This window comes from Halobacillus sp. B29, assembly GCF_052246755.1.
Classification (GTDB): Bacteria; Bacillota; Bacilli; order Bacillales; family Halobacillaceae; genus Halobacillus; species Halobacillus halophilus.
In genome coordinates this window covers 190,797-213,604 of record NZ_JBQQCM010000003.1, presented here as the reverse complement: position 1 = coordinate 213,604, position 22,808 = coordinate 190,797, and the positions used below count along the sequence as shown (strand labels likewise).

Annotated in this window: 22 protein-coding genes and 1 pseudogene; all 23 read left to right on the top strand. The window is 41.3% G+C overall.

Annotated features, from left to right (window positions below):
• The first annotated feature begins 2 nt into the window (after positions 1-2).
• Positions 3-470, top strand: coding sequence for a chemotaxis protein CheW (locus ACTWP7_RS05345; RefSeq protein WP_443122302.1), 468 nt, complete (start codon positions 3-5; stop codon positions 468-470).
• Between the two features lie 4 nt (positions 471-474).
• Positions 475-1,117, top strand: a pseudogene (locus ACTWP7_RS05340) (chemotaxis protein CheC).
• Positions 1,110-1,607 (top strand): chemotaxis protein CheD, encoded by a 498-nt coding sequence (locus ACTWP7_RS05335; RefSeq protein WP_443122301.1) that lies wholly within the window; start codon positions 1,110-1,112, stop codon positions 1,605-1,607. Before ACTWP7_RS05340 ends, ACTWP7_RS05335 begins: the two are co-directional and overlap by 8 nt.
• A gap of 289 nt (positions 1,608-1,896) precedes the next feature.
• Positions 1,897-2,673 (top strand): FliA/WhiG family RNA polymerase sigma factor, encoded by a 777-nt coding sequence (locus ACTWP7_RS05330; protein WP_443122300.1) that lies wholly within the window; start codon positions 1,897-1,899, stop codon positions 2,671-2,673.
• A gap of 166 nt (positions 2,674-2,839) precedes the next feature.
• On the top strand, positions 2,840-3,037 hold the full coding sequence (locus tag ACTWP7_RS05325; RefSeq protein WP_443122299.1) for a hypothetical protein: 198 nt from the start codon (positions 2,840-2,842) through the stop codon (positions 3,035-3,037).
• Between the two features lie 143 nt (positions 3,038-3,180).
• Positions 3,181-3,660, top strand: a complete 480-nt coding sequence (locus tag ACTWP7_RS05320; RefSeq protein WP_443122298.1) for a DUF6115 domain-containing protein — start codon at positions 3,181-3,183, stop codon at positions 3,658-3,660.
• 160 nt (positions 3,661-3,820) lie between these two features.
• The gene (rpsB, locus tag ACTWP7_RS05315) at positions 3,821-4,558 is read left to right on the top strand and encodes a 30S ribosomal protein S2 (protein WP_224892416.1); all 738 of its coding nucleotides are present in this window, start codon (positions 3,821-3,823) and stop codon (positions 4,556-4,558) included.
• Positions 4,559-4,684: 126 nt separating this feature from the next.
• Positions 4,685-5,569, top strand: a complete 885-nt coding sequence (tsf, locus tag ACTWP7_RS05310; protein ID WP_089750941.1) for a translation elongation factor Ts — start codon at positions 4,685-4,687, stop codon at positions 5,567-5,569.
• 115 nt (positions 5,570-5,684) lie between these two features.
• Positions 5,685-6,407 carry a UMP kinase gene (gene pyrH / locus ACTWP7_RS05305; protein WP_224892418.1) on the top strand — a complete coding sequence of 241 codons (723 nt, stop codon included), beginning with the start codon at positions 5,685-5,687 and terminating at the stop codon, positions 6,405-6,407.
• A gap of 2 nt (positions 6,408-6,409) precedes the next feature.
• Complete coding sequence (frr, locus tag ACTWP7_RS05300) at positions 6,410-6,967, top strand: ribosome recycling factor (protein WP_443122297.1); 558 nt, start codon at positions 6,410-6,412, stop codon at positions 6,965-6,967.
• Between the two features lie 281 nt (positions 6,968-7,248).
• The gene (locus tag ACTWP7_RS05295; RefSeq protein ID WP_014643307.1) at positions 7,249-8,016 is read left to right on the top strand and encodes an isoprenyl transferase; all 768 of its coding nucleotides are present in this window, start codon (positions 7,249-7,251) and stop codon (positions 8,014-8,016) included.
• A 16-nt stretch (positions 8,017-8,032) separates the two neighbouring features.
• A complete protein-coding gene (locus tag ACTWP7_RS05290; protein ID WP_443122296.1) occupies positions 8,033-8,833 on the top strand; it encodes a phosphatidate cytidylyltransferase in 801 nt (266 codons plus the stop codon).
• A 15-nt stretch (positions 8,834-8,848) separates the two neighbouring features.
• Positions 8,849-9,994 (top strand): 1-deoxy-D-xylulose-5-phosphate reductoisomerase, encoded by a 1,146-nt coding sequence (dxr, locus tag ACTWP7_RS05285; protein WP_443122295.1) that lies wholly within the window; start codon positions 8,849-8,851, stop codon positions 9,992-9,994.
• Positions 9,995-10,010: 16 nt separating this feature from the next.
• Positions 10,011-11,267, top strand: coding sequence for an RIP metalloprotease RseP (rseP, locus tag ACTWP7_RS05280; protein ID WP_443122294.1), 1,257 nt, complete (start codon positions 10,011-10,013; stop codon positions 11,265-11,267).
• 114 nt (positions 11,268-11,381) lie between these two features.
• Positions 11,382-13,085 (top strand): proline--tRNA ligase, encoded by a 1,704-nt coding sequence (locus ACTWP7_RS05275; protein ID WP_443122293.1) that lies wholly within the window; start codon positions 11,382-11,384, stop codon positions 13,083-13,085.
• A 98-nt stretch (positions 13,086-13,183) separates the two neighbouring features.
• On the top strand, positions 13,184-17,476 hold the full coding sequence (locus ACTWP7_RS05270; RefSeq protein ID WP_443122292.1) for a PolC-type DNA polymerase III: 4,293 nt from the start codon (positions 13,184-13,186) through the stop codon (positions 17,474-17,476).
• Positions 17,477-17,823: 347 nt separating this feature from the next.
• Positions 17,824-18,300: a ribosome maturation factor RimP gene (gene rimP, locus ACTWP7_RS05265; RefSeq protein WP_014643313.1), complete on the top strand. Its 477-nt coding sequence runs from the start codon at positions 17,824-17,826 to the stop codon at positions 18,298-18,300.
• A 14-nt stretch (positions 18,301-18,314) separates the two neighbouring features.
• Positions 18,315-19,421: a transcription termination factor NusA gene (gene nusA / locus ACTWP7_RS05260; RefSeq protein WP_014643314.1), complete on the top strand. Its 1,107-nt coding sequence runs from the start codon at positions 18,315-18,317 to the stop codon at positions 19,419-19,421.
• Between the two features lie 12 nt (positions 19,422-19,433).
• Positions 19,434-19,709 (top strand): RNase P modulator RnpM, encoded by a 276-nt coding sequence (rnpM, locus tag ACTWP7_RS05255; RefSeq protein ID WP_443122291.1) that lies wholly within the window; start codon positions 19,434-19,436, stop codon positions 19,707-19,709.
• Positions 19,706-20,020 (top strand): YlxQ family RNA-binding protein, encoded by a 315-nt coding sequence (locus ACTWP7_RS05250; RefSeq protein ID WP_014643316.1) that lies wholly within the window; start codon positions 19,706-19,708, stop codon positions 20,018-20,020. The genes rnpM and ACTWP7_RS05250 overlap by 4 nt, the downstream gene beginning before the upstream one ends.
• 8 nt (positions 20,021-20,028) lie before the next feature.
• On the top strand, positions 20,029-22,107 hold the full coding sequence (infB, locus tag ACTWP7_RS05245) for a translation initiation factor IF-2 (protein ID WP_443122290.1): 2,079 nt from the start codon (positions 20,029-20,031) through the stop codon (positions 22,105-22,107).
• Positions 22,104-22,382 carry a DUF503 domain-containing protein gene (locus ACTWP7_RS05240; protein WP_014643318.1) on the top strand — a complete coding sequence of 93 codons (279 nt, stop codon included), beginning with the start codon at positions 22,104-22,106 and terminating at the stop codon, positions 22,380-22,382. The genes infB and ACTWP7_RS05240 overlap by 4 nt, the downstream gene beginning before the upstream one ends.
• Before the next feature lie 27 nt (positions 22,383-22,409).
• A complete protein-coding gene (gene rbfA, locus ACTWP7_RS05235) occupies positions 22,410-22,760 on the top strand; it encodes a 30S ribosome-binding factor RbfA (protein WP_014643319.1) in 351 nt (116 codons plus the stop codon).
• Positions 22,761-22,808: the final 48 nt, after the last annotated feature.

The following is a 22,808-nucleotide window of genomic DNA, read 5'->3' as shown; positions in this document are numbered from 1 at the left end:
GAATGAAAGAAATGAATTCTTTTTTAAAGGTAATTGTCTTTCAGCTAAACGAGGAAGAATATACAATTCCTGTTCATCAAGTAGGTTCGATTGAGAAGATCATGCCGATCACCAGGGTCCCTGGAACGGCCCTGTTTGTAAAAGGAGTGATTAACTTAAGGGGGGTTGTTACTCCTGTAATAGACCTGCGTGAGAGATTAGGAATGGAAGATACCAGAATGACTGAGCAAACCAGGGTTATTACAGCCAAAATAGGTGATCTGGCTGTGGGGTTAATTGTTGATCGAGCAAATGATGTTCTTGATATCAATCAGGAATTAATTGAGCCTTCTCCTGAAGCAATAGGAAATGAAGGATTAGATTTTATACAGGGGGTGATCCATCTTGAACAACGATTGCTGGTTCTTTTAAACCTTGAAAAGGTGCTGTCTCTTGAAGAGGTCCATGATCTGAAAAAGGTTGAAGAATAAATCTATGACATTCAGTGAGCGTTTTTCAGCTTTTCAATTAGATGTACTTAAGGAAGTGGGCAACATTGGAGCTGGTCACGCGGCTACCGCTCTTTCCCATTTACTTGAACGAAAGATCGAAATGTTTGTCCCCTCGGTCAAACTGGCAGACTTTGATGAAGTGGTTGAATTTTCAGGGGGGTCAGAAGAGGTTGTTGTCAGTGTGTACTTAAAAATAGAAGGCGACGCACCAGGGGGGGGTATTTTTCATTTTGCCGCCAGCTCAAGCTGAGCGTTTTGTAGAAATCATGACTGGAGATGCATCTTTTACCATTCATAATTCCAACTCTATGGAAATTGGTTTATCAGCTCTCAAAGAATTAGGGAATATTCTGTCTGGCTCTTACCTTACAGCCCTCTCGGATTTTACACAATTGACGCTTTACCACTCTGTTCCTTCACTAAATATGGATATGGCAGGAGCCATCTTAAGTTTCGGTTTACTGGAACTATCCCTAGTCAGTGATCAGGGGATTGTAATCGAGACTTGCCTGACAGACTCATCTGATGAGACTAAAGGATCTGTTGAGGGGCACTTCTTCTTATTTCTAGACCCTGATTCGTATGATACGTTGTTTAAAGCCCTGGGAGTATTAGCTTATGACTAAGATGATACAAATGGTTAAAGTGGGAATTGCTGATCTAAAAGTAACAAAACGCTCAGAAAAACTCCGCACCTCAGGTCTAGGTTCATGCGTAGGTATAGTACTCTATGATGAATTCCATAAGGCTGCAGGCATGGCTCATATTATGCTTCCTGACTCTTCATTAGCCAGGAAGGGAGATATTAATCGACTTAAATATGCAGATACAGCTATAGAAGATCTTCTTATTAAATTAAGTCGATCAGGGGCTGACAGCTTCCGGTTAAAAGCAAAAATTGCAGGAGGAGCCCAAATGTTTCATTTTACACCGGCGAGTGAAATGATGAGGATAGGTCCTAGAAATGTTGAGGCTGTAAAGAAAAAGCTTGCTAGTTTGCATATACCTATTGAAGCTCAGGATGTAGGAGGGCAAAGTGGCAGGACTATTGAGTTTAATCCACTTACTTCATATCTTCATATAAAAACAGTAAATAAGGAAGAAATGATTATTTGATAAAAGGCTCTATTAACTGGAACTTGTACGCTGCTAAATTTCATACTCTTTACCCTTTGTCTAATTTATGGGAAACCTCTGTCATCCTAGGTGTCACAAGTTTTTAACTTCTTAGCCGCTCTTAGAATATAGAAGACGGACAGGGTATGTAGTAGCTCTCTCAAAACGCTGACAGGCTTCATTTAGTAAAGAGCTTGATCAAAGGGAATTTTCGTAATATCCGAATATTTGAAAATAAGATAAAACGCTGGATAAGTGATTGATTATAGAAAGAGCAGGGAGGGTTATTATGGCAAACTGTTCATCTCCTCAAGAAGAAAGACTATGGGAACTATGGACAATGAATAAAGATGGGGAAGCTGCTAATCAATTAGTTCAGCTTTATGATTACTTAGTAAGCTACCACGTGCAGAGGATATCTGCTCACTTACCCAAAAGCGTGAGTAAGGACGATGTTAGAAGCTTAGGAATGCTTGGATTATATGATGCATTGAAGAAGTTCGACACGACAAGAGATTTAAAATTTGATACTTATGCTTCTTTCAGAATCCGCGGCTCTATTATGGACGGTTTAAGAAAAGAAGACTGGCTCCCACGCTCGGTCCGGGATCGGTCGAAAAAAATTGAGCAGATGACTGAAAAACTGGAGCAGCATCTTCAGCGGCCGGTTACTTCGGCGGAGATTGGAAAAGAATTAAATATGACAGCGGCAGAAGTGGAAGAAACGGTAAAAGATTCGTTATATGCTAATGTTCTTTCAATGGAAGAAAGGCCGAAAGACGGTGGGGAGGAGCATAAAGAAGGAATTGGTTACTCGATCCCTGATGAACAAACAATGACACCTTCTGCATCAATGATTCAAGGAGAGAACTATCAGGAGCTCGCGACTCAAATTCAAAAGCTTAATGAGAAGGAACAATTGGTGATCAGTTTATTTTACACTGAGGAGCTTACACTGACGGAAATTGGCGAAGTGCTTAACTTAACTACTTCAAGAATCTCTCAAATACACGCAAAGGCCATATTTAAGTTGAAAGCCGCACTAAGCGATATGATGAACTCTTAAATACAAGGGCGAAGCGTGGTGGAAATACAAAATAAAATAAAGATACCTGGTTCTCAGGATAAGACGAAAGCTTACATATTATTCATGGCAGTATACCTGCATGCTTCTGTTTAAAAGCGCGAGGCGCAACATTACGAACAAGTAGAAAAAGAGAGACAGTGATGAATTGTCCTCTAAGAAAAGAATCGCTTTTTCTAGCCAGCGAAAATCATTAATGGAGACGGAAGAAGATATTGAAGATCTTACCGAGCAGCTTAAACGACTAGAGTGTAAGATTAGAGATGTAAAAGACCCCAAGGGCCAGGCAGAAGGTAACTGTTTGATAACGGACAGCCAGGGTGTGGTCAATACAAATTCAGAGTGAAAAGTCTTTACAGCCTGGTAGAAGCTGTAATACATAAAGGGTAAATAGTCCTTCGTCCATTAGAAGACTCCCTACTCCAGGAAAAACCAAAAACAAACGACAAGGTTTTACGGACCGATCGTGCACAGCAGGTGAAAATCAAGATGGCCACATTCTTATTAGTCATCAGTTTTATTATAGACGGGGTCATAATACTTACCCTTTTAACGATCTCCACCAGAGTGAAAAAAAACGAAGAGCTTGAAATGCGCCAGGAGGAAGTAGCTAGAGAGATTGAAGATATGTTTACTTCATATTTAATGGAAATTAAAGAAGAGAACAAACGAATGAGCAGTTGGCTTCAGCCCGATAAGCATTCGATACATGATCAAAAAACAGAGGATGGAAAGGCAACTGCTGAAGAGTCTGTATCTTCGAAACATTTTAAAGCTAAAGCTTCGGAAGAGCACACGAATTATTCTCCACCCGTCTCTAACGAGCGGAAGGACTTATTTGAACGCAGCGACAACTACCAAATTTTAGAGTTAAGAAGGGATGGATATTCTGTAGATGAGATCGCAAAAAAATTAGACAGAGGTAAAACAGAAATTGAACTTTTTCTTAAATTTCAGCAAAAACATTAGATGAAAAACTTGATAGAGCTACGGTGGTATGGTATATTTACTGTCGGTGTCAATACACACGTCTTTGGATTCTTTTATAGGTTGCTCTTACAAAAGAGTTTGTAAAAGAAAATGATAAAGGCGGAGGATACTAAAAATAAACCAAACAGGAGGAACAATCATGTCTGTAATTTCTATGAAACAGCTTTTAGAAGCTGGTGTTCATTTTGGACACCAAACCCGTCGCTGGAACCCGAAGATGAAAAAATATATCTTCACGGAGCGTAACGGAATTTATATTATCGACCTTCAGAAAACCGTTAAGAAGGTAGATGAAGCATTTAATTATGTAAAAGATGTAGCCGCTGATGGTGGAAACATTCTTTTCGTAGGTACTAAAAAACAAGCCCAGGATACTGTACGTGACGAAGCAACTCGTTGCGGCATGTACTACATCAACCAGCGTTGGTTGGGCGGAACTCTTACAAACTTCGAAACAATCCGTAAGCGTATTAATCGTCTGAAAGATATTGAGCGTATGGAAGAGGACGGTACAACTGATGTACTTCCTAAAAAAGAAGTTGTTGACATGCTTAAAGAAAAAGATCGTCTAGTTAAATTCCTAGGTGGTATTAAAGAAATGAAGAGTCTTCCAGATGCAATGTTTGTTATCGATCCACGGAAAGAGCGCATTGCGATTGCGGAAGCTCATAAATTGGACATTCCTGTTGTAGGAATTGTTGACACAAACTGTGACCCGGACGAAATTGATTACGTTATCCCGGCAAATGATGACGCAATCCGTGCCGTTAAGCTGCTTACTTCTAAAATGGCAGATGCTGTCCTTGAAGCTAAGCAAGGGGAAGAAACTGAAGTTACAGAAGAAGTAGAAGCTCAAGTAGAAGCTGCTAAAGAGTAATGAAGTTTCAGGAGGTGATAAGGGGGAATTCCTTTTATCACCTTTTTTAAAGAAGAAATGCACCTGGACTTCGGTCCAAGGTGCTAAACATAATAAAATTAGTTCAACTCATAAGGAGGCTTTACAATGGCTGTAAACGCTAAAATGGTAAAAGAACTTCGTGAAAAAACTGGTGCTGGAATGATGGATTGTAAGAAAGCACTAACTGAAACAGACGGAAACATGGAAGAAGCAATGGCTTGGCTTCGTGAAAAAGGAATTTCCAAAGCACAGAAAAAAGCAGACCGTGTAGCTGCTGAAGGTGCTGCTGCAATTGAAATCTCAGGTAACACAGCTGTTCTTTTCGAAGTAAACTGTGAAACGGATTTCGTAACAAAAAATGATCAGTTTAAAAAACTGCTTCAAGAACTTGGACAACACCTTGTCAATCAAAAGCCAGCAACAGTTGAAGAAGCTCTAGAGCAGAAACTTCATGGTGAAGGCGAAGTGCTAAGCAGCTATATTACAGATGTAGTAGCTAAAATTGGCGAGAAAATCTCCCTGCGCCGCTTCTCTATCCAAGAGAAAACTGATAATGACGCTTTTGGTGCTTATCTTCACATGGGCGGTAACATTGGTGTTCTTACTGTACTTGAAGGTTCTACAGATGAAGCTGCAGCTAAAGATGTAGCTATGCACATCGCAGCTGTAAATCCTCGTTATGTTTCAACAGATGCTATTCCTGAAGAAGAAATCAACAGTGAGCGCGAAATGCTTAAGACTCAGGCGCTTAATGAAGGAAAGCCTGAAAATATTGTTGAGAAAATGGTAGAAGGCCGTCTGAATAAATTCTTCCAGGAAATTTGCTTACTTGAACAGGACTTTGTTAAAGATCCTGATCAAAAAGTGAAGCAGTTCGTCAAGTCTTCCGGCGGATCTGTTAATTCTTTCCAACGTTTCGAAGTAGGCGAAGGAATGCAGAAACGTGAAGAAAACTTTGCTGATGAAGTAATGAGCCAAGTTAAAAAATAATGACTGCTGAGGATAGGGGACACACATGGCGTGTTCCCTATTTTCAAAGGCTACATATCGTTAAGGAATTTGTAGCAGACCAACTTAAAGAATAGCAATTACACGGGAGGTTACTATGACTACTGCTCGTTATCGTCGTATTGTACTGAAACTCAGTGGAGAGGCTTTGAGCGGCGAAGCTGGTTTCGGACTAGAACCAAGTATTATCCAATCTGTTTCACGTCAAGTGAAAGAAGTCGCCGAGCTCGGTGTAGAAATTGCCGTGGTTGTCGGTGGCGGCAACATCTGGCGCGGAAAAGTCGGCAGTGAAATGGGTATGGATCGTGCCAATGCCGATTATATGGGAATGCTGGCTACTGTAATGAATTCTCTTGCATTGCAGGACAGTTTAGAGAACCAGGGCATCCCGACCCGTGTTCAAACTTCTATTGAAATGAGACAAGTAGCTGAGCCTTATATTAGACGTAAAGCTATACGTCATTTAGAAAAAAAGCGTGTTGTGATTTTTGCGGCAGGAACCGGAAACCCATATTTTTCAACTGATACAACTGCAGCGCTTAGAGCAGCCGAAATAGAAGCAGATGTTATTCTTATGGCAAAGAATAATGTAGACGGCGTATACAACGACGACCCTAAGCTGAATGAAGATGCAACGAAATACGACCAGCTCTCCTATATGGATGTTTTAAATGAGGGGCTTGGAGTTATGGACTCAACAGCATCCTCATTATGTATGGACAATGATATTGATTTACTGGTATTCTCTATTATGGAGGAAGGTAATATCAAGAAAGCCGTAATGGGTGAAAATATTGGAACGATTGTAAGGGGGAAATAATCATGTCTAAAGCAGTGATTAATGAGACAAATCAACAAATGGAACAAGCCGTACAAGCTTTCTCTCGTCAGCTTGCTACTGTAAGAGCAGGCCGTGCAAACCCGGCTATTCTGGACAATGTATATGTAGACTATTATGGTGCTGCAACACCTTTGAACCAATTAGCTCAAGTTGGCGCTCCAGAGCCTCGCTTGCTGGTTATCACTCCATATGATAAATCAGCAATTGCGGAAATTGAAAAAGCAATTCAGAAAGCAGACCTTGGACTGTCTCCTTCCAGCGATGGTAATGTCGTTCGTATTAACATTCCAGCTTTAACCGAAGAACGCCGTAAAGACTTAGCTAAAGTAGTTGGCAAATATACGGAAGAAGCAAAAGTACAGGTTCGAAACATTCGTCGTGAATCTAACGATCGTTTGAAAAAACTTGAAAAAGAGGGAGAACTAACTGAAGATGATCTCCGTTCCTATCATGATGACGTGCAGAAAGCTACGGACAAGCACGTTGAGAAAATCGATCAGTTGGCTAAAACGAAAGAAGAAGAGATCATGGAAGTATAATCTGCTTCATTTTCAGATATGCCAATAGGTATATAGAGCCGCGCTGTAGATGTTAGGCAGCGCGGCTTTTTATGTTAGGTCTGTTATATTCCCTTGTAGATAAACAGTCCTTTGGTAGTAGTAATATGGATTAATGAGCGCTTCTTCCCTAAGCGTTTGAGAAGTGAAACGATTTTTTGCCTCTGCGCTTTCTTTTGCACAGGTCTTTATGTCGTGCTCAGCATGTTGTAGGATTATAGTATATAATAGAAAGATGGAAGAAACGGACTGGAGGATCAAGTATGCCACTCAAGTTTCCATTTACAAAAAACAAGAAAGAAATTAAGCCACAGCCTCTAGGTCTTGAACAAAGCCATTTGCCCCAGCATGTAGCGATTATCATGGACGGAAATGGACGTTGGGCTAAAAACCGTAATATGCCGCGAATTGCCGGCCATAAAGAAGGGATGGGCGTGGTTAAAAAGATTGTGCGTCATGCATCAGATATTGGTGTCAAAGTTTTAACGCTTTATGCATTTTCTACTGAAAACTGGAAACGCCCTAAAAATGAAGTTGATTTCTTAATGAAATTACCTGTAGATTTTCTAAATACATATTTGCCAGAACTCATTGAGAGAAATGTCCAAGTCAGGACAATTGGTGATTTTAACGTTCTGCCTCCCCATACAAAAAAAGCAGTTCAGGAAGCTACAGAGAAGACTCAGCACAATGATGGGCTTATTCTAAATTTCGCCTTAAACTATGGCAGCCGTTATGAAATGATCAATGCAGTGAAGCAAATAGCTGCTCAAGTAGAAGAGGGAGAACTAAGCAGTGAAGATATTAACGAAGAATTATTCACTTCTAATCTGTATACATGTGAACTAATTGAGCCTGATTTATTAATTCGGACAAGTGGAGAACAGCGTTTGAGCAACTTTTTATTATGGCAGTTAGCTTATGCAGAATTCTGGTTCACTGAAGTATATTGGCCTGATTTTGATGAGAGCCATTTCGAAAAGGCGCTGCTAGATTACCAAAAAAGGAAACGTCGTTATGGCGGAGTATAAGGTGTGAACGTATGTTATGAAACAACGGACAATAACGGCCGTAGTTGCGGCCCTAATTTTTTTACCGATCGTTATGACCGGTGGAATACCATTCAGAATATTTATTTATATCATTGCAAGTATCGCTTTACTGGAACTTGTAAGAATGAAAAAAATCTCTCGTTACTCTGTACCGTCAGGGCTTGGCTTGCTATTAATGTGGGCACTTATGTTTCCCTATAGGGACCTTGGTGCTTATATTGATGCGGAAAGTTTAATTACAAAATCAGAAATTACGTTACTGGCTGTTCTGGTCCTGCTTAGCTATACCGTCCTTGTGAAAAATCGTTTTACGTTTGATGACGCCGGGTTCCTCTTGTTATCAGCTATCTATATAGGGATGGGTTTTAATTATTTAATAGAAACGCGTGAAGCGGACCTTTCTTATATTTTCTTTGCTTTATTTGTAGTCTGGTCTACAGATACGGGGGCCTATGTGTTTGGAAGAACTTTTGGAAAACACAAATTATGGCCGCAGATTAGTCCCAAAAAAACAATTGAAGGTTCCGTCGGCGGTGTCCTTCTGGCTGTTTTGGTTGCCATAATTTTTCAGTTAATCGCTCCACTGAGCCATTCTCTCTTCGTCGTAATTCTCGTTACTATACTCGTTTCGATAGCGGGCCAGATAGGAGATTTAGTGGAATCGGCGTTCAAACGTCATTATGCGGTTAAAGATTCAGGGAAAATCCTCCCTGGACATGGTGGGGTACTTGATCGGTTTGACAGTTTGATATTCATTCTGCCAATTCTTCACCTCATTAATTTCATCTCAATATAGAGAGGAGAGCGAATAATGAAGCAAATAACTTTGCTGGGCGCCACAGGGTCTATTGGCTTGCAAACCCTGGATGTAATCCGCCTGCACCCTGAAGAATTCTCCCTCCATTCTATGGCCTTTGGACGGAATATCGAGAAAGCCTTACCCCTTATCAAGGAATTTGAACCTCGCTTAATAGTGGTACAGGATGAAGAGACAAAGAAAAGCTTAGCAGGTCATGTGAATGGAACTCCTATTCTTACAGGAAGTGGAGGTATGATTGAAGCGAGTGTTGCAGATGAAGTGGATGTAGTAGTAAATGCTGTAATGGGAAGTATAGGTCTCCCAGCAACACTCAAAGCTATCCAGGCTAAAAAATTAATTGCCCTCGCTAATAAAGAAACGCTTGTAACCGCCGGGCATCTGGTTATGGCAGAAGCTCATAAACACAACGTAGAATTATTACCTGTGGATAGTGAACACTCCGCTATATACCAATCCCTAAATGGTGAACGTAAGGAAGACATTCATAAGTTAATTATTACGGCATCGGGTGGGAGTTTCAGAGACAACACAAGAGAAGAACTTGCAGGAGTGACGGTTAAAGATGCTTTAAATCACCCAAACTGGAGTATGGGTGCAAAAATTACGATTGACTCTGCTTCTATGATGAATAAAGGGTTAGAAGTCATTGAAGCGCATTGGCTTTTTGATGTACCTTATGACCAGATCCATGTTATTCTTCATAGAGAGAGTGTCATTCACTCGATGGTCGAGTATGTAGATGGAAGTGTCATGGCGCAGCTTGGAACACCTGATATGAAGGTGCCGATCCAATATGCTTTAACTTATCCGGAACGACTGAATTTACCCATTACCAAACAGCTTAATTTAGAGGAGATCGCTACTCTTAACTTTGAGAAAATGGATTTTGAGCGCTTTCCTTGTCTGAGGATGGCTTATGAAGCAGGACGTGCAGGAGGGTCAATGACTACTGTGTTGAATGCAGCAAATGAAGAAGCCGTTCAGTTGTTTTTAGAGGGAAAAATTTCATTTCTGGATATAGAAAAGAAGATCGAACAATCTTTAGAAATGCACGATCGTATTCATAACCCTGACTTGTCTACCATACTTTCTATTGACGAGGAAACCAGGAAACGAGTTCGTTTCCATTTAATTTAAAAGGAAGGTGCTTCATTTGACTACAGTGATTGCATTTGTACTCATGTTCGGACTACTGGTGTTTGTGCATGAGTGGGGGCATCTGATTTTTGCCAAGCGAGCTGGCATGCTTGCACGTGAATTTGCAATTGGCTTTGGGCCAAAAATATTTGCTTTCACAAAAAATGAGACATTGTACACGATTCGTCTTCTGCCTATTGGCGGGTATGTACGTGTAGCTGGCGAGGATCCTGAACTAGTTGAATTAAAGGCAGGGCATCATGTAGGTCTTGAGTTCAATGATCAAGGAAAAGTAAAGCGGATAATTGTGAATAACAAATCCAAACATCCCCATGCGCGGGTCATTGAGGTGGAAAGAGCGGACCTTGATCATCGTTTAATGATTGAAGGTTACGAAATTGATGAGGATGAGAGATTGGCATTTGAAGTAGACCCGAAAGCTATGTTCGTCATGGACGAAAAAGAAACCCAAATCGCCCCTTACGATCGTCAATTTGCTTCTAAATCCGTCCCGCAAAGAGCGATGCAGCTTTTCGCTGGACCTCTTATGAACTTTGTACTGGCTATTGTGCTTTTCCTGATTCTTGGCTTTATTCAAGGTGTCCCGTCCAATCAAGCGGTACTTGGTGAAATTCAAGAAGGATCTCCCGCAGAATCATCAGGGCTGCAAAAAGGTGATGAAGTGATCGCCATTGATGGAGAATCCGTGAGCAGCTGGGAAGAATTCACCACTATTGTACGCAGTCACCCGTCTGAGGAAATTGTGATAACTGTTGAACGAGAGGGTGAAAATAAGCAAATAGCTGTTACGCCAGCAACCTTGGAGAATCAGGATATGAAGATTGGTCAGGTAGGAGTAGCCCAAACATTTGAAGATTCTTTCTTTAAAAAGGTTACTTTCGGATTCACTCAAACCTATGAATGGTCTACTTTAATATTAACGAACCTTGGTAAACTGGTGACCGGCCAATTTTCCCTCGACATGTTATCCGGCCCTGTAGGCATATATGATGCCACAGATCAGGTAGTAAAAACGGGGTTAACAAACTTCATCATGTGGACAGCGATTCTAAGCATTAACCTGGGTATTGTAAATTTACTTCCACTTCCAGCGCTTGATGGCGGGCGCTTACTGTTTGTCGGTTTAGAAGGGGTGCGCGGAAAACCGATTGATCCTCAGAAAGAGGGGATTGTGCACTTTATCGGATTTGCTTTATTAATGTTGTTAATGCTGCTTGTTACATGGAATGATATCCAACGACTATTCTTGTAAAATAAAGAGCTGGAAGCCGGTGGAGACAACAGCTCTCTCCTGCTTCCGGCTTGCTTTTTAAGTAAATAAACCCATAAAGTAATATTATTAATTCACAGAACTGAGGTGCATCTAATGAAACAAAGCCAAATGCTGATCCCTACATTGAAAGAAAATCCTGCAGATGCTGAAATTATGAGCCACCAGCTCCTCGTTCGTGCTGGTTACATACGTCAGCTTGCTTCAGGAATTTACAGTTTCTTGCCAATTGGACGACGTGTCCTCTCTAAAGTGGAGGCTATTGTAAGAGAAGAGATGGAGAAGATTGGTGCTCATGAAATGCTGATGCCTGCACTTGAACCATCAGAGCTCTGGAAAGAAACAGGGCGCTGGACAACGTTTGGATCTGAACTTATGAGAATAAATGATCGCCATGGTCGCGAGTTTGCACTGGGAGCAACTCATGAAGAAGTAATCACCAGCATGGTTCGAAATGAAGTAAAAAGCTATAAACAACTACCATTGAGTGTTTACCAGATTCAAACAAAATTCCGCGATGAAGCTCGTCCTCGATTTGGACTTTTGAGAGGGCGCGAGTTTCTCATGAAGGATGCTTACTCTTTTAATGAATCCTATGAAAGTCTGGATCAAACGTATGAGCAGATGTTTGAAGCCTATTCGAATGTATTTAGACGATGCGGGCTTAACTTTAGAGCAGTTATTGCAGATTCTGGCGCTATGGGTGGTAAAGATACGCATGAATTTATGGTGCTATCTGAAGTAGGAGAAGATGTAATAGCTTATTCAGATACCTCACGTTATGCCGCAAACATTGAAATGGCACCTGTGAACCGGACATATACTAAATCTGATGAAACGCCTTTAGAGATGGAAAAAGTCCATACACCTGATCAGAAAACAATGAAGGATGTAGCAGATTTCCTAGGTCATGAACTTCAAAAAGGGTTAAAGTCCATTTTGTTTAAAGTTGATGAGAAGTTTGTTATGACCATTACCCGCGGAGATCATGAAGTAAATGATGTAAAACTTAAGAATTTTTATGATGCTGAACTTATAGACCTGGCAAGTGAAGCGGAAGCAAGAGAGGTAGTAGGTGCTGGCTTCGGCTCATTAGGACCTGTTGACGTATCAGAAGATGTTGAAGTTGTGGCTGATTTTGCGGTAGAAGCTCTGGTTAACGTTTCCTGTGGGGCCAACGAAGAAGGTTATCATTTCACCAATGTTACTCCTGGCAAAGACTTTCAAGTCAGTCAGTATGCCGACCTTCGTTTTATTGAAGAAGGAGATCCTTCTCCTGATGGTGAAGGCAAGATTCAGTTTGCTCGAGGGATTGAAGTGGGCCATGTATTTAAACTGGGAGAGTTTTATTCAGAACGAATGAAAGCTACTTTTCTGAACGATCAAGGGAAAGCTACGACCATGATTATGGGCTCGTATGGGATCGGTGTATCCCGTACGCTCGCAGCTATTGTAGAGCAATATCATGATGAACGCGGAATTACGTGGCCTGCCAATATTGCACCCTATCAAGTACACTTGTTATCATTAAATCCTAAAAAAGAGGATCAGAAGGAATTAGCTGATGCTCTTTACAACACACTTATTGAAGCAGGAGTGGAAGTTCTGTATGATGATCGTAAAGAGCGAGCGGGCGTCAAGTTTGCGGACAGTGACCTGTTTGGAATTCCGCTGCGTATTACGGTAGGAAAGCGTGCATCTGAAGGTGTTGTAGAAGTAAAAGAACGAATGTCCAGTAATCAATATGATTTGGAACAAGAAGAAGTCTTGAACTACGTAACCAACTGGTATAAATCCTGACTTCAAAAACAGTTTTTTTATATACCCTTGCTTAAAGGTGAAGCAGGGGTATATTCATGTAAAGACCTTGCACAGGGGATAATAGGGGAGGAATCACATTGGGTGTGACCAATCAGGATAAAATGCATTATTTACTGGAACAGATCCAGTTTCCACACGAACTGATTGAACCTCATTTTAGAGATAGTACAATGGAAAAGCTTACCGTTTACCGGGAAACGAAAGAGTGGCATTTTCATTTTAAAATGCCGCAGCCATTGCCGCCGGCAGTTTATGAATTATTTACGACGAAACTCCAATCCACTTTCAGAGCTATTGCTGAAGTAAAATGGACCATTGAAACAGATAATAAAGAAATGGAAGAAAGCGATACGCTAGAATATTGGAACGGGTTTATCAAGACAATGACCAATTTGTCTCCGGGTTATAAAGATCTCTTGTTGGAACAGAAGCCCGAGATAACGGGAAATAAAATAATGTTAACTTGCAGGAATTTGGCAGAAAGCCATGCCGTTAAAAAGAAGTTGGAAGAACCATTGCAGAGTTTTTGTGTAAGATCCGGACTTCCTCCATATATGGTTTCCACACGTGTGAAAGAAGAACAGGAACAAATTAAAAAATTCCAGGAAGAGCGTCAAAAAGAGGATAAGAAAATTGTCCAGCAGGCCGTGAAAGACCAAGAAGAGCGTGCCAAAGAAAAAGACGATTCTAAGCCGAAGGGACCTATTGAAATTGGGTACAAAATTCAAGAGGATCCTGAACCTATGGAAAATATCCTGGAAGAAGAACGCCGCAAAATTGTCCAAGGATATGTGTTTGAAGCTGAAGTGAAAGAACTGCGATCAGGCAGGTTTTTATTACTTCTTAAAGTTACGGATTACACGGATTCTTTCTCCATAAAAATGTTCTCACGTGGAGATGAACATGCGGAGATGTTTAAGCATGTAAAACAAGGTCTATGGATTAAGGCACGGGGAAGTATTCAAACAGATAATTTCACAAGCGAACTCACCATGATGGCAAATGACATTAACGAAATTAAACCGATCCTGCGCAAAGACGAAGCTCCAGAAGGAGAAAAGCGGATTGAGCTTCATTCTCATACTACAATGAGTCAAATGGACGCTCCGGTTTCTCCGGGGAGACTGATCGCTAAGGCAGCAGAATGGGGCCACGAAGCAATTGCAATCACAGACCATGCTGTTGTTCAAGCTTATCCGGATGCTCATGCGGCCGGTGAAAAAAACGGCATCAAAGTTATTTATGGTCTTGAAGCCAATCTGGTCGATGATGGTGTTCCGATTGCATATGAAGAACAGGACCGGGATCTTGAATCTGATGTTTATGTCGTCTTTGACGTAGAAACAACGGGTCTATCAGCTGTTTATGATAAAATCATAGAGCTTGCAGCGGTTAAAGTGAGGGGCGGAGAAATTATTGATCGGTTCGAATCCTTTGCAAATCCTCACCAGGCTCTGTCTCAAACCACAGTGGATTTAACTGGAATAACGGATGACATGGTCAAAGATGCTCCTGAGATTGAAGAGGTATTAAAAGACTTTCATCAATGGATGGAAAACGATATTCTCGTTGCCCATAATGCAAGCTTTGATATGGGATTCCTAAATGCAGGTTTCACAGCGATTGGATATGAGAAAGCTCAAAATCCGGTTATTGATACGCTTGAACTGGCGAGATTTCTTGTACCAGAGCTTAAGAACCATCGATTAAATACATTGTGTAAAAAGTTCGATATTGAATTAACCCAACACCACAGGGCGATTTATGATGCAGAAGCTACCGGTTATTTATTGTGGAAACTCGTTAAACGAGCGATGGAGCGTGGCATTACCAATCATAAGAACTTAAATGATTATATGGGTGAAGGAAAAGCTTATCAGCGGTCACGTCCTTCTCATTGCACTCTCCTTGCTACAAACAGTACCGGTCTTAAAAACATTTATAAATTAGTTTCAGAGGCGCATGTGGATTACTTTTATCGTGTGCCAAGGATACCAAGGTCACGCTTAGGTAAACTGAGAGAGGGCATTCTTGTGGGCTCTGGGTGCGATAAGGGTGAAGTGTTCGAAACGATCATGCAAAAGTCAGAGGAAGAAGCAGAAAAGGTTGCTGATTTTTATGACTATATCGAAATTCAGCCCCCTGGTAATTACTATCATTTGCTAGAGAAAGATCTGGTTCAGAACGAAGCCCAAATCTATGACATTCTGAAAAGACTGGTTGCCATGGGAGAACGGCTTGGAAAAACAGTGGTTGCCACAGGCAATACCCACTATGTCGAGCCTCATGAAAAACAATACCGGCAAATTATGATTGCTTCACAAAGCGGAAACCCGCTTAATCGACAGACTCTGCCTGATGTTCACTTCAAAACCACAAATGAAATGGTAGACGAGCTGTCATTTTTCGGAAATGATAAGGCTAAAGAGCTCGTAGTAACAAACACTCGGAAAATCATGTCTCAAATTGGGGAAGTAACTCCTGTGAAAGAAGATCTCTTCACTCCTAATATTGAAGGTGCAGATCAGGAAATTCGTGAGATGTCTTATAACAAAGCGAAAAGCCTATATGGCGATCCAATTCCGGAGCTTGTTGAAAAAAGACTGGAAAAAGAGCTGGAGAGTATTATTGGTCATGGTTTCGCTGTCATCTATTTAATCTCCCAGAAGCTCGTAACCAAATCTCTGGAAGATGGATATCTCGTTGGTTCACGTGGTTCAGTAGGATCTTCCTTTGTGGCAACGATGACGGATATTACCGAAGTAAACCCTTTACCGCCACATTACGTTTGCCCAGCATGTCAGTTCCATGAATTTTTTACTGATGGATCTGTGGGAAGTGGATTTGATCTACCGGAGAAAGATTGTCCAGAGTGTGGTACGGCTTTCCGTAAAGATGGACAAGACATCCCTTTTGAAACATTCCTAGGATTTAAAGGGGACAAAGTACCGGATATCGATCTGAACTTCTCAGGTGAATATCAGCCACAAGCCCACAATTATACGAAATATCTATTTGGTGAAGACAATGTGTTTCGTGCAGGAACCATAGGAACTATAGCTGAAAAAACTGCTTATGGTTATGTGAAAGGGTATGCGGGCGATCATCAGCTGCAGTATAAAAATGCAGAAATTGACCGTTTGGTGCAAGGGTGTACAGGCGTTAAGCGTACCACAGGTCAGCACCCTGGAGGAATTATTGTCGTACCGGATGATATGGAGATTTATGATTTTTCTCCCATTCAGTTTCCAGCCGATGATACAAAGTCGGAATGGAGGACTACACACTTTGATTTCCACTCTATTCACGATAACCTCCTGAAGCTTGATATACTAGGGCACGATGATCCCACGGTTATTCGTATGCTTCAGGATCTAAGTGGAATTGATCAGAAGGAAATCCCTGTGGACGATCCGGAAGTGATGAAAATATTCAGTGGCCCGGAAGCACTTGGGGTTAATGCTGAACAGATTATGTGCAAGACAGGGACGCTTGGTGTACCAGAATTTGGAACAAGATTTGTGCGGCAGATGCTTGAGGATACGAAGCCTAGTACGTTTGCTGAACTAGTTATTATATCTGGTCTGTCTCATGGTACGGACGTTTGGCTTGGAAACGCTGAACAGTTGATCAATGATGGAATTTGTACGCTTCCTGAAGTTATCGGCTGCCGTGATGACATTATGGTATATCTCATGCATAAAGGTCTTGAGCCTTCTCTGGCTTTTAAGATTATGGAATTTGTTCGTAAGGGGCGGGGGCTGCAGGACGAATGGATTGAGGAAATGAAGAAGCACGGGGTGCCAGACTGGTACATCGATTCTTGTAAAAAGATCAAGTACATGTTCCCTAAAGCTCACGCTGCTGCTTACGTACTTATGGCTGTACGTATTGCTTATTTTAAAGTTCATTACCCTATCTATTTTTATGCGGCTTATTTTACAGTTAGAGCCAGTGACTTTGAGTTAGATACTATGGTTAAAGGATCAGAAGCCATCCGAAAGCGCATAGAGGAAATTCAGGCTAAAGGGCTGGATGCAACACCTAAGGAAAAAAACTTAATGACTGTGTTAGAACTTTCCCTCGAAATGTGTGAAAGAGGATATGGCTTTAAGAATGTGGACCTGTATGAATCAAGTGCAACTGATTTTATTGTGGAAGACAACCAATTGATTCCGCCGTTTAATGCGGTCGATGGATTGGGCACGAATGCGGCTATTAATATTGTTAAAGCGAGAAAAGAAGGAGAATTCCTTTCTAAACAGGATTTAAGAGAAAGAAGCCGAATTTCAAAAACTGTCCTTGAATATTTGGACAACTTCGGTTGTTTGGAAGGAATGCCGGACGAGAACCAGCTCTCCCTCTTTTAAGTAAAAGCAAAGGAAGTGTGTACACCTCTTACGAGTGGTGTCATTCTTCCTCTATTGCATATTTTAAGCATCTATGGTATATTTTTTTATGGTGAGAAGAGCGATATGAACGACCAGAAGAGTGGGGCAACCCACTCTTTCGTCATATTTAACGCTGATGACTGTCAAGAAACCGGAACCATTAGAGGCTTCAAGCCCGTTTGACTCGACCGCTATGATTTAATTCATAGCGGTTTCTCGTGGACCTTCTTTAGTCTTCACCGCTTAAGCAGAATTGAAATGAAATCAATGATTGAATGCCATACTAAATTAAAATGTATGAAAGTGTTTTTAAAGGAGGGAAGATCATGAGTCATCATCATGTAACATCCGTTACAGAAAAGCTCGTGCAGCCAATTTTGGAAGATATGAACCTGGAGTTGGTAGAGGTCGAGTATAAACAGGAGGGGAAGAACTGGTACCTTCGTGTCTTTATCGATAAACCTGAAGGCGTAGATATTGAAGAGTGTGGTCAAGTTTCTGAAAAACTGAGTGAAAAACTTGATGAAGAAGATCCTATTGAGTTTCCATACTTTTTAGAAGTAGCCTCACCCGGAGCTGAGAGACCTTTAAAAACTCAAGAAGATTTTAAAAAGTATGTAGGCGAACATGTATATATGAAATTATACGAACCCATTGATCAAGAAAAAGAGTTCGAAGGAACGCTCGTTTCTTTTGAGAATGAAACAGCAATAGTAGAAATCCGAATAAAAACAAAAAAGAAGCAGCTGGAAGTACCATTCAGTAAAATTGCTAAGTCGAATCTGGCTGTCACGTTTAACTAAGGGGGAGAAAACTGTTGAGTAGTGAACTATTTGATGCCATGAATTATCTAGAAAAGGAAAAAGGCATCGACAAAGGTTTGTTGTTGGAAGCACTCGAAGCTGCGTTAATTTCTGCCTATAAGAAGAACTTTAATTCAGCCACTAATGTTCGGGTAGATATTAATGAAGATGAAGGCAGCATGAAAGTGTTTGCCAGAAAAACAATTGTGGATGAAGTAATGGATCCCCAGCAGGAAATTGCTTTAGAAAGCGCGAAAGAAATTGATCCTAATTATGAAGAAGAAGATGTCATTGAAGTCGAAGTTACACCTATGGACTTCGGACGTATTGCAGCTCAGGCAGCGAAACAAGTAGTAACTCAGCGTGTACGCGAAGCTGAGCGCGGCATTATATACGGTGAGTACGTGGATCGTGAGGAAGATGTCATGACTGGCATTATTCAGCGGAAAGATCCGCGGTTCGTGTACGTGAACCTTGGAAAAATTGAAGCTAGACTGCCTGAAGGGGAACAAATGCCAACGGAAACTTATGACGTTCATGATCGTTTAAAAGTATTTGTTACGAAGGTGGAAAATAGTAACAAGGGTCCTCACATCTATGTCTCCCGCACACATCCTGGACTTTTGAAGCGGTTATTTGAAATGGAAGTTCCTGAAATTTATGATGGCACCGTAGAAGTTCGATCTGTGGCACGTGAAGCTGGAGACCGCTCAAAAATCTCTGTTTACGCTGAAGACCAGGAAATTGATCCCGTTGGTTCTTGTGTGGGTCAGCGAGGACAGCGTGTACAGGCTATCGTTAATGAATTAAAGGGTGAGAAAATTGACATTGTCCAGTGGTCGGAAGATCCGATTGAATATGTTTCTAACGCCCTGAGTCCTTCCAAAGTTGTGGAAGTCCTTGTTGACGAAGAAGAAAAAGCTACAACGGTTATCGTTCCTGATTATCAACTATCACTTGCGATAGGAAAACGCGGGCAGAATGCACGCCTTGCAGCGAAGTTAACTGGCTGGAAGATTGACATTAAGAGTGAAAGTGAAGCACGTGATCAGGGGCTGCTTGATGAAAGTGAACAAACTGATGTTGACGAAGAAATAGAAGATGAATTGTTTGATGAGTAAGGAGGGGTACTTATGGCCCGTTCTAAAAAACAACCACTCAGAAAGTGTATAGTTACTCAGGAAATGTACCCAAAGAAACAGTTGATCAGGGTCGTCCGAAATAAAGAAGGAGAAGTCTTCGTAGATGAATCCGGTAAAAAAAACGGACGAGGAGCATACCTCTCAAGAGACCTTGAGGTTATAGAAAAAGCAGAAAAACACCAGGTGTTAAATCGCCATTTGAATACATCCGTAGACGCAGCCGTTTATGAAGAACTAAAAGCAACAATTAAGGCAGACGAAAAATGAATAAACGTTATTTGAATTTATTAGGTTTAGCTTTCGGAGCCGGTAAGTGTACACTTGGAGAAGAAGCGATCGTTCGTGATATCCAAAAAAACAGAGCAAAAATCGTTCTTATCGCTTCGGACACAGGAAAACAAACAAAAAAAAAGCTGACAGATAAATGCAGCTTTTATGATATACCTTGCTATATGGTTGATGATCGGGAAACGCTATCACAAGCCATCGGAAAGGCAGGGAGAGTCGCGATCGCAGTTCTTGACCAAGGATTTGCGAAAAAGTTGCAATCGCTACTCGATGAATCTATTCGGGGGTGAAGATATATATGACTAAAATGCGCGTATATGAATATGCCAAGAAAAATGAATTAGCAAGCAAACAAGTAATTGAGCAATTGAAAAAGATGAATGTTGAAGTTTCCAACCACATGTCAACCGTAGAGGATGATGTGGCGAAACAATTGGACCAGGCTTTTGGCAAGAACAAGCCCAATACTGAAGCCAAGAAGACGGATGGCCAGAAGAATAATAAACCATCCAATAAGCAACAAAAACCAAATCAGAAAAACCAAAAAAACAATAAGAATAAAAACCAGAAAAATCAAAAGTCTTCCAACCAGCAGACTCCACAGAAAAAGCAGAAGAAACAAACTCCAGAAAAAGTCACATTTTCTGGAAGCTTAACCGTAGGAGAGTTGGCTGAAAAGCTAAACAAGGATTCTTCTGAAATTATTAAAAAATTAATGTTCCTCGGTGTAATGGCTACTAAAAACCAGGAGCTCGAGCCTGATTCCATTGAATTAATCTGTGATGAATTTAATGTGGAAGTCGAAGAAGAAGTGATCGTTGACGAAACGGATATTGAAAACATGACATTTGACGACAACCCTGAAGACCTGAAAGAACGTCCGGCGGTCGTAACCATTATGGGTCACGTAGACCATGGTAAAACTACATTGCTCGATCAAATTCGTCATACGAAAGTAACTGAAGGAGAAGCTGGCGGAATTACACAGCATATCGGTGCTTATCAAATCGAACACGATGAGAAACAAATCACCTTCCTTGATACACCAGGTCACGCTGCCTTTACCAGCATGCGTTCCCGCGGTGCACAGGTTACGGATATTGCGATCTTAGTAGTAGCAGCGGATGACGGTGTAATGCCACAGACGAAGGAAGCCATAAGCCATGCAAAAGCGGCTGGAGTTCCTATTATCGTTGCCGTTAACAAGATGGATAAAGAAGGGGCAAACCCTGATCGCGTTATGCAGGAATTAATGGAATATGAATTAATTGCTGAAGACTATGGCGGAGAAACCATTTTTGTGAAAATGTCAGCTGTTCAGGGAGAAGGAATCGACGAGTTAGTTGAAATGATTGTCCTGGTTTCTGAAATGGAAGAGTTAAAAGCCAATCCTGACCGTCTTGCGTATGGAACGGTTATTGAAGCAGAGCTAGATAAAGGTCGTGGCCCTGTTGCAACGCTTCTCGTCCAAAATGGAACGCTTAATGTAAGTGACTCCGTTGTTGTTGGAAATACGTACGGACGTGTGCGTGCCATGGTTAATGATATCGGACGCCGTGTGAAAGTGGCAGGCCCGTCAACTCCTGTAGAAATAACTGGCTTAAATAATGTACCTCAAGCAGGCGACCGCTTCCTCGTGTTTGAAGATGAGAAGAAAGCACGCTCCATCGGCGAAGCACGCGCTCAAAAGGCTCTTGAACAAAATCGGAGCTCTACTGCTAAAGTCAGCCTGGACGATTTGTTTGAACAAATCAAACAAGGAGATATTAAAGATATTAACCTGATTGTGAAAGGTGATGTTCAAGGTTCCGTAGAAGCTCTTGCAGGTTCTCTTGAGAAAATTGATGTTGAAGGCGTTAAAGTTAAAATCATCCATACTGGGGTGGGCGCTATAACAGAATCGGACGTTGCCCTGGCCGCTGCTTCTAATGGTATCATTATCGGATTTAATGTTCGTCCAGATGGAAATGCCCGAAAAGCTGCTGAATCCGAAGATGTACAGATTCGTCTTCACAACATTATTTATAAAGTAATGGAAGAGATTGAAGCAGCCATGAAAGGAATGCTTGATCCTGAATATGAAGAAAAGATCATAGGTCAAGTTGAAGTTCGTGAAATCTTCAAAGTTTCCAAGGTGGGCACAATAGCCGGTTCCTATGTAACCGATGGAAAGATCTCCCGTAACTCCGGAGTACGTATTATCCGCGATGGAGTCGTTATATTCGAAGGGGAAATCGATGCTCTTAAACGTTACAAAGATGATACGAAGGAAGTCCAGCAAGGATACGAGTGTGGAATTACGATTAAGAACTTTAACGATATTAAAGTCGGAGATATTATTGAGCCATATGAAATGCAGGAAATCGAACGCACATGATTTTGAGTGCTGAGATCGAGTGCATCATTTATGATGCTCAGTCGCTGAAGGAAAAAAGGTCGGTCCTCAAGCGTGTGAAAACAAGGATTCAAAACGAATTCAATGTAGCTGTAAGTGAACTTGATTATCAAGATCTCTGGCAGCGCACATGTATCGGTTTAGTTACGATAGCCAGTGATAAGGTTATAGCCGAACAAACCATTCAAAGGACCCTCTCCTTCATCGATTCTTTTCCAGAATTGGAAAGAACGGAAACCGTTCTGGAATGGCTATAACGTTCGTTCAGAAGAGGTGAAGAAGTTATGAATGATTTACGTGCTAATCGTGTCGGAGAACAAATGAAAAAAGAATTAAGCGATATTATCGGAAAAAAAATCAAGGACCCGCGTGTGGGCTTTGTTACAGTGACAGAAGTAAAAGTCACTGGCGATTTGCAGCAAGCTAAAATTTTCATCTCTGTATTAGGAGATGAAAAACAAAAACATGATACCCTCGTTGGTTTAGCCAAAGCTAAAGGGTTCATACGCTCTGAGATCGGTCAGCGTATTCGTCTTCGTAAGACTCCGGAAATTATGTTTGAGTTTGACGAGGCGATTGAACGAGGAAATCGTATTGAAACGATTCTTCGCGATTTGAATGACACAGATAGCTAAAATTTTGACGAATCCGTGCTCTTGCAGCACGGATTCTATGTGTATAAA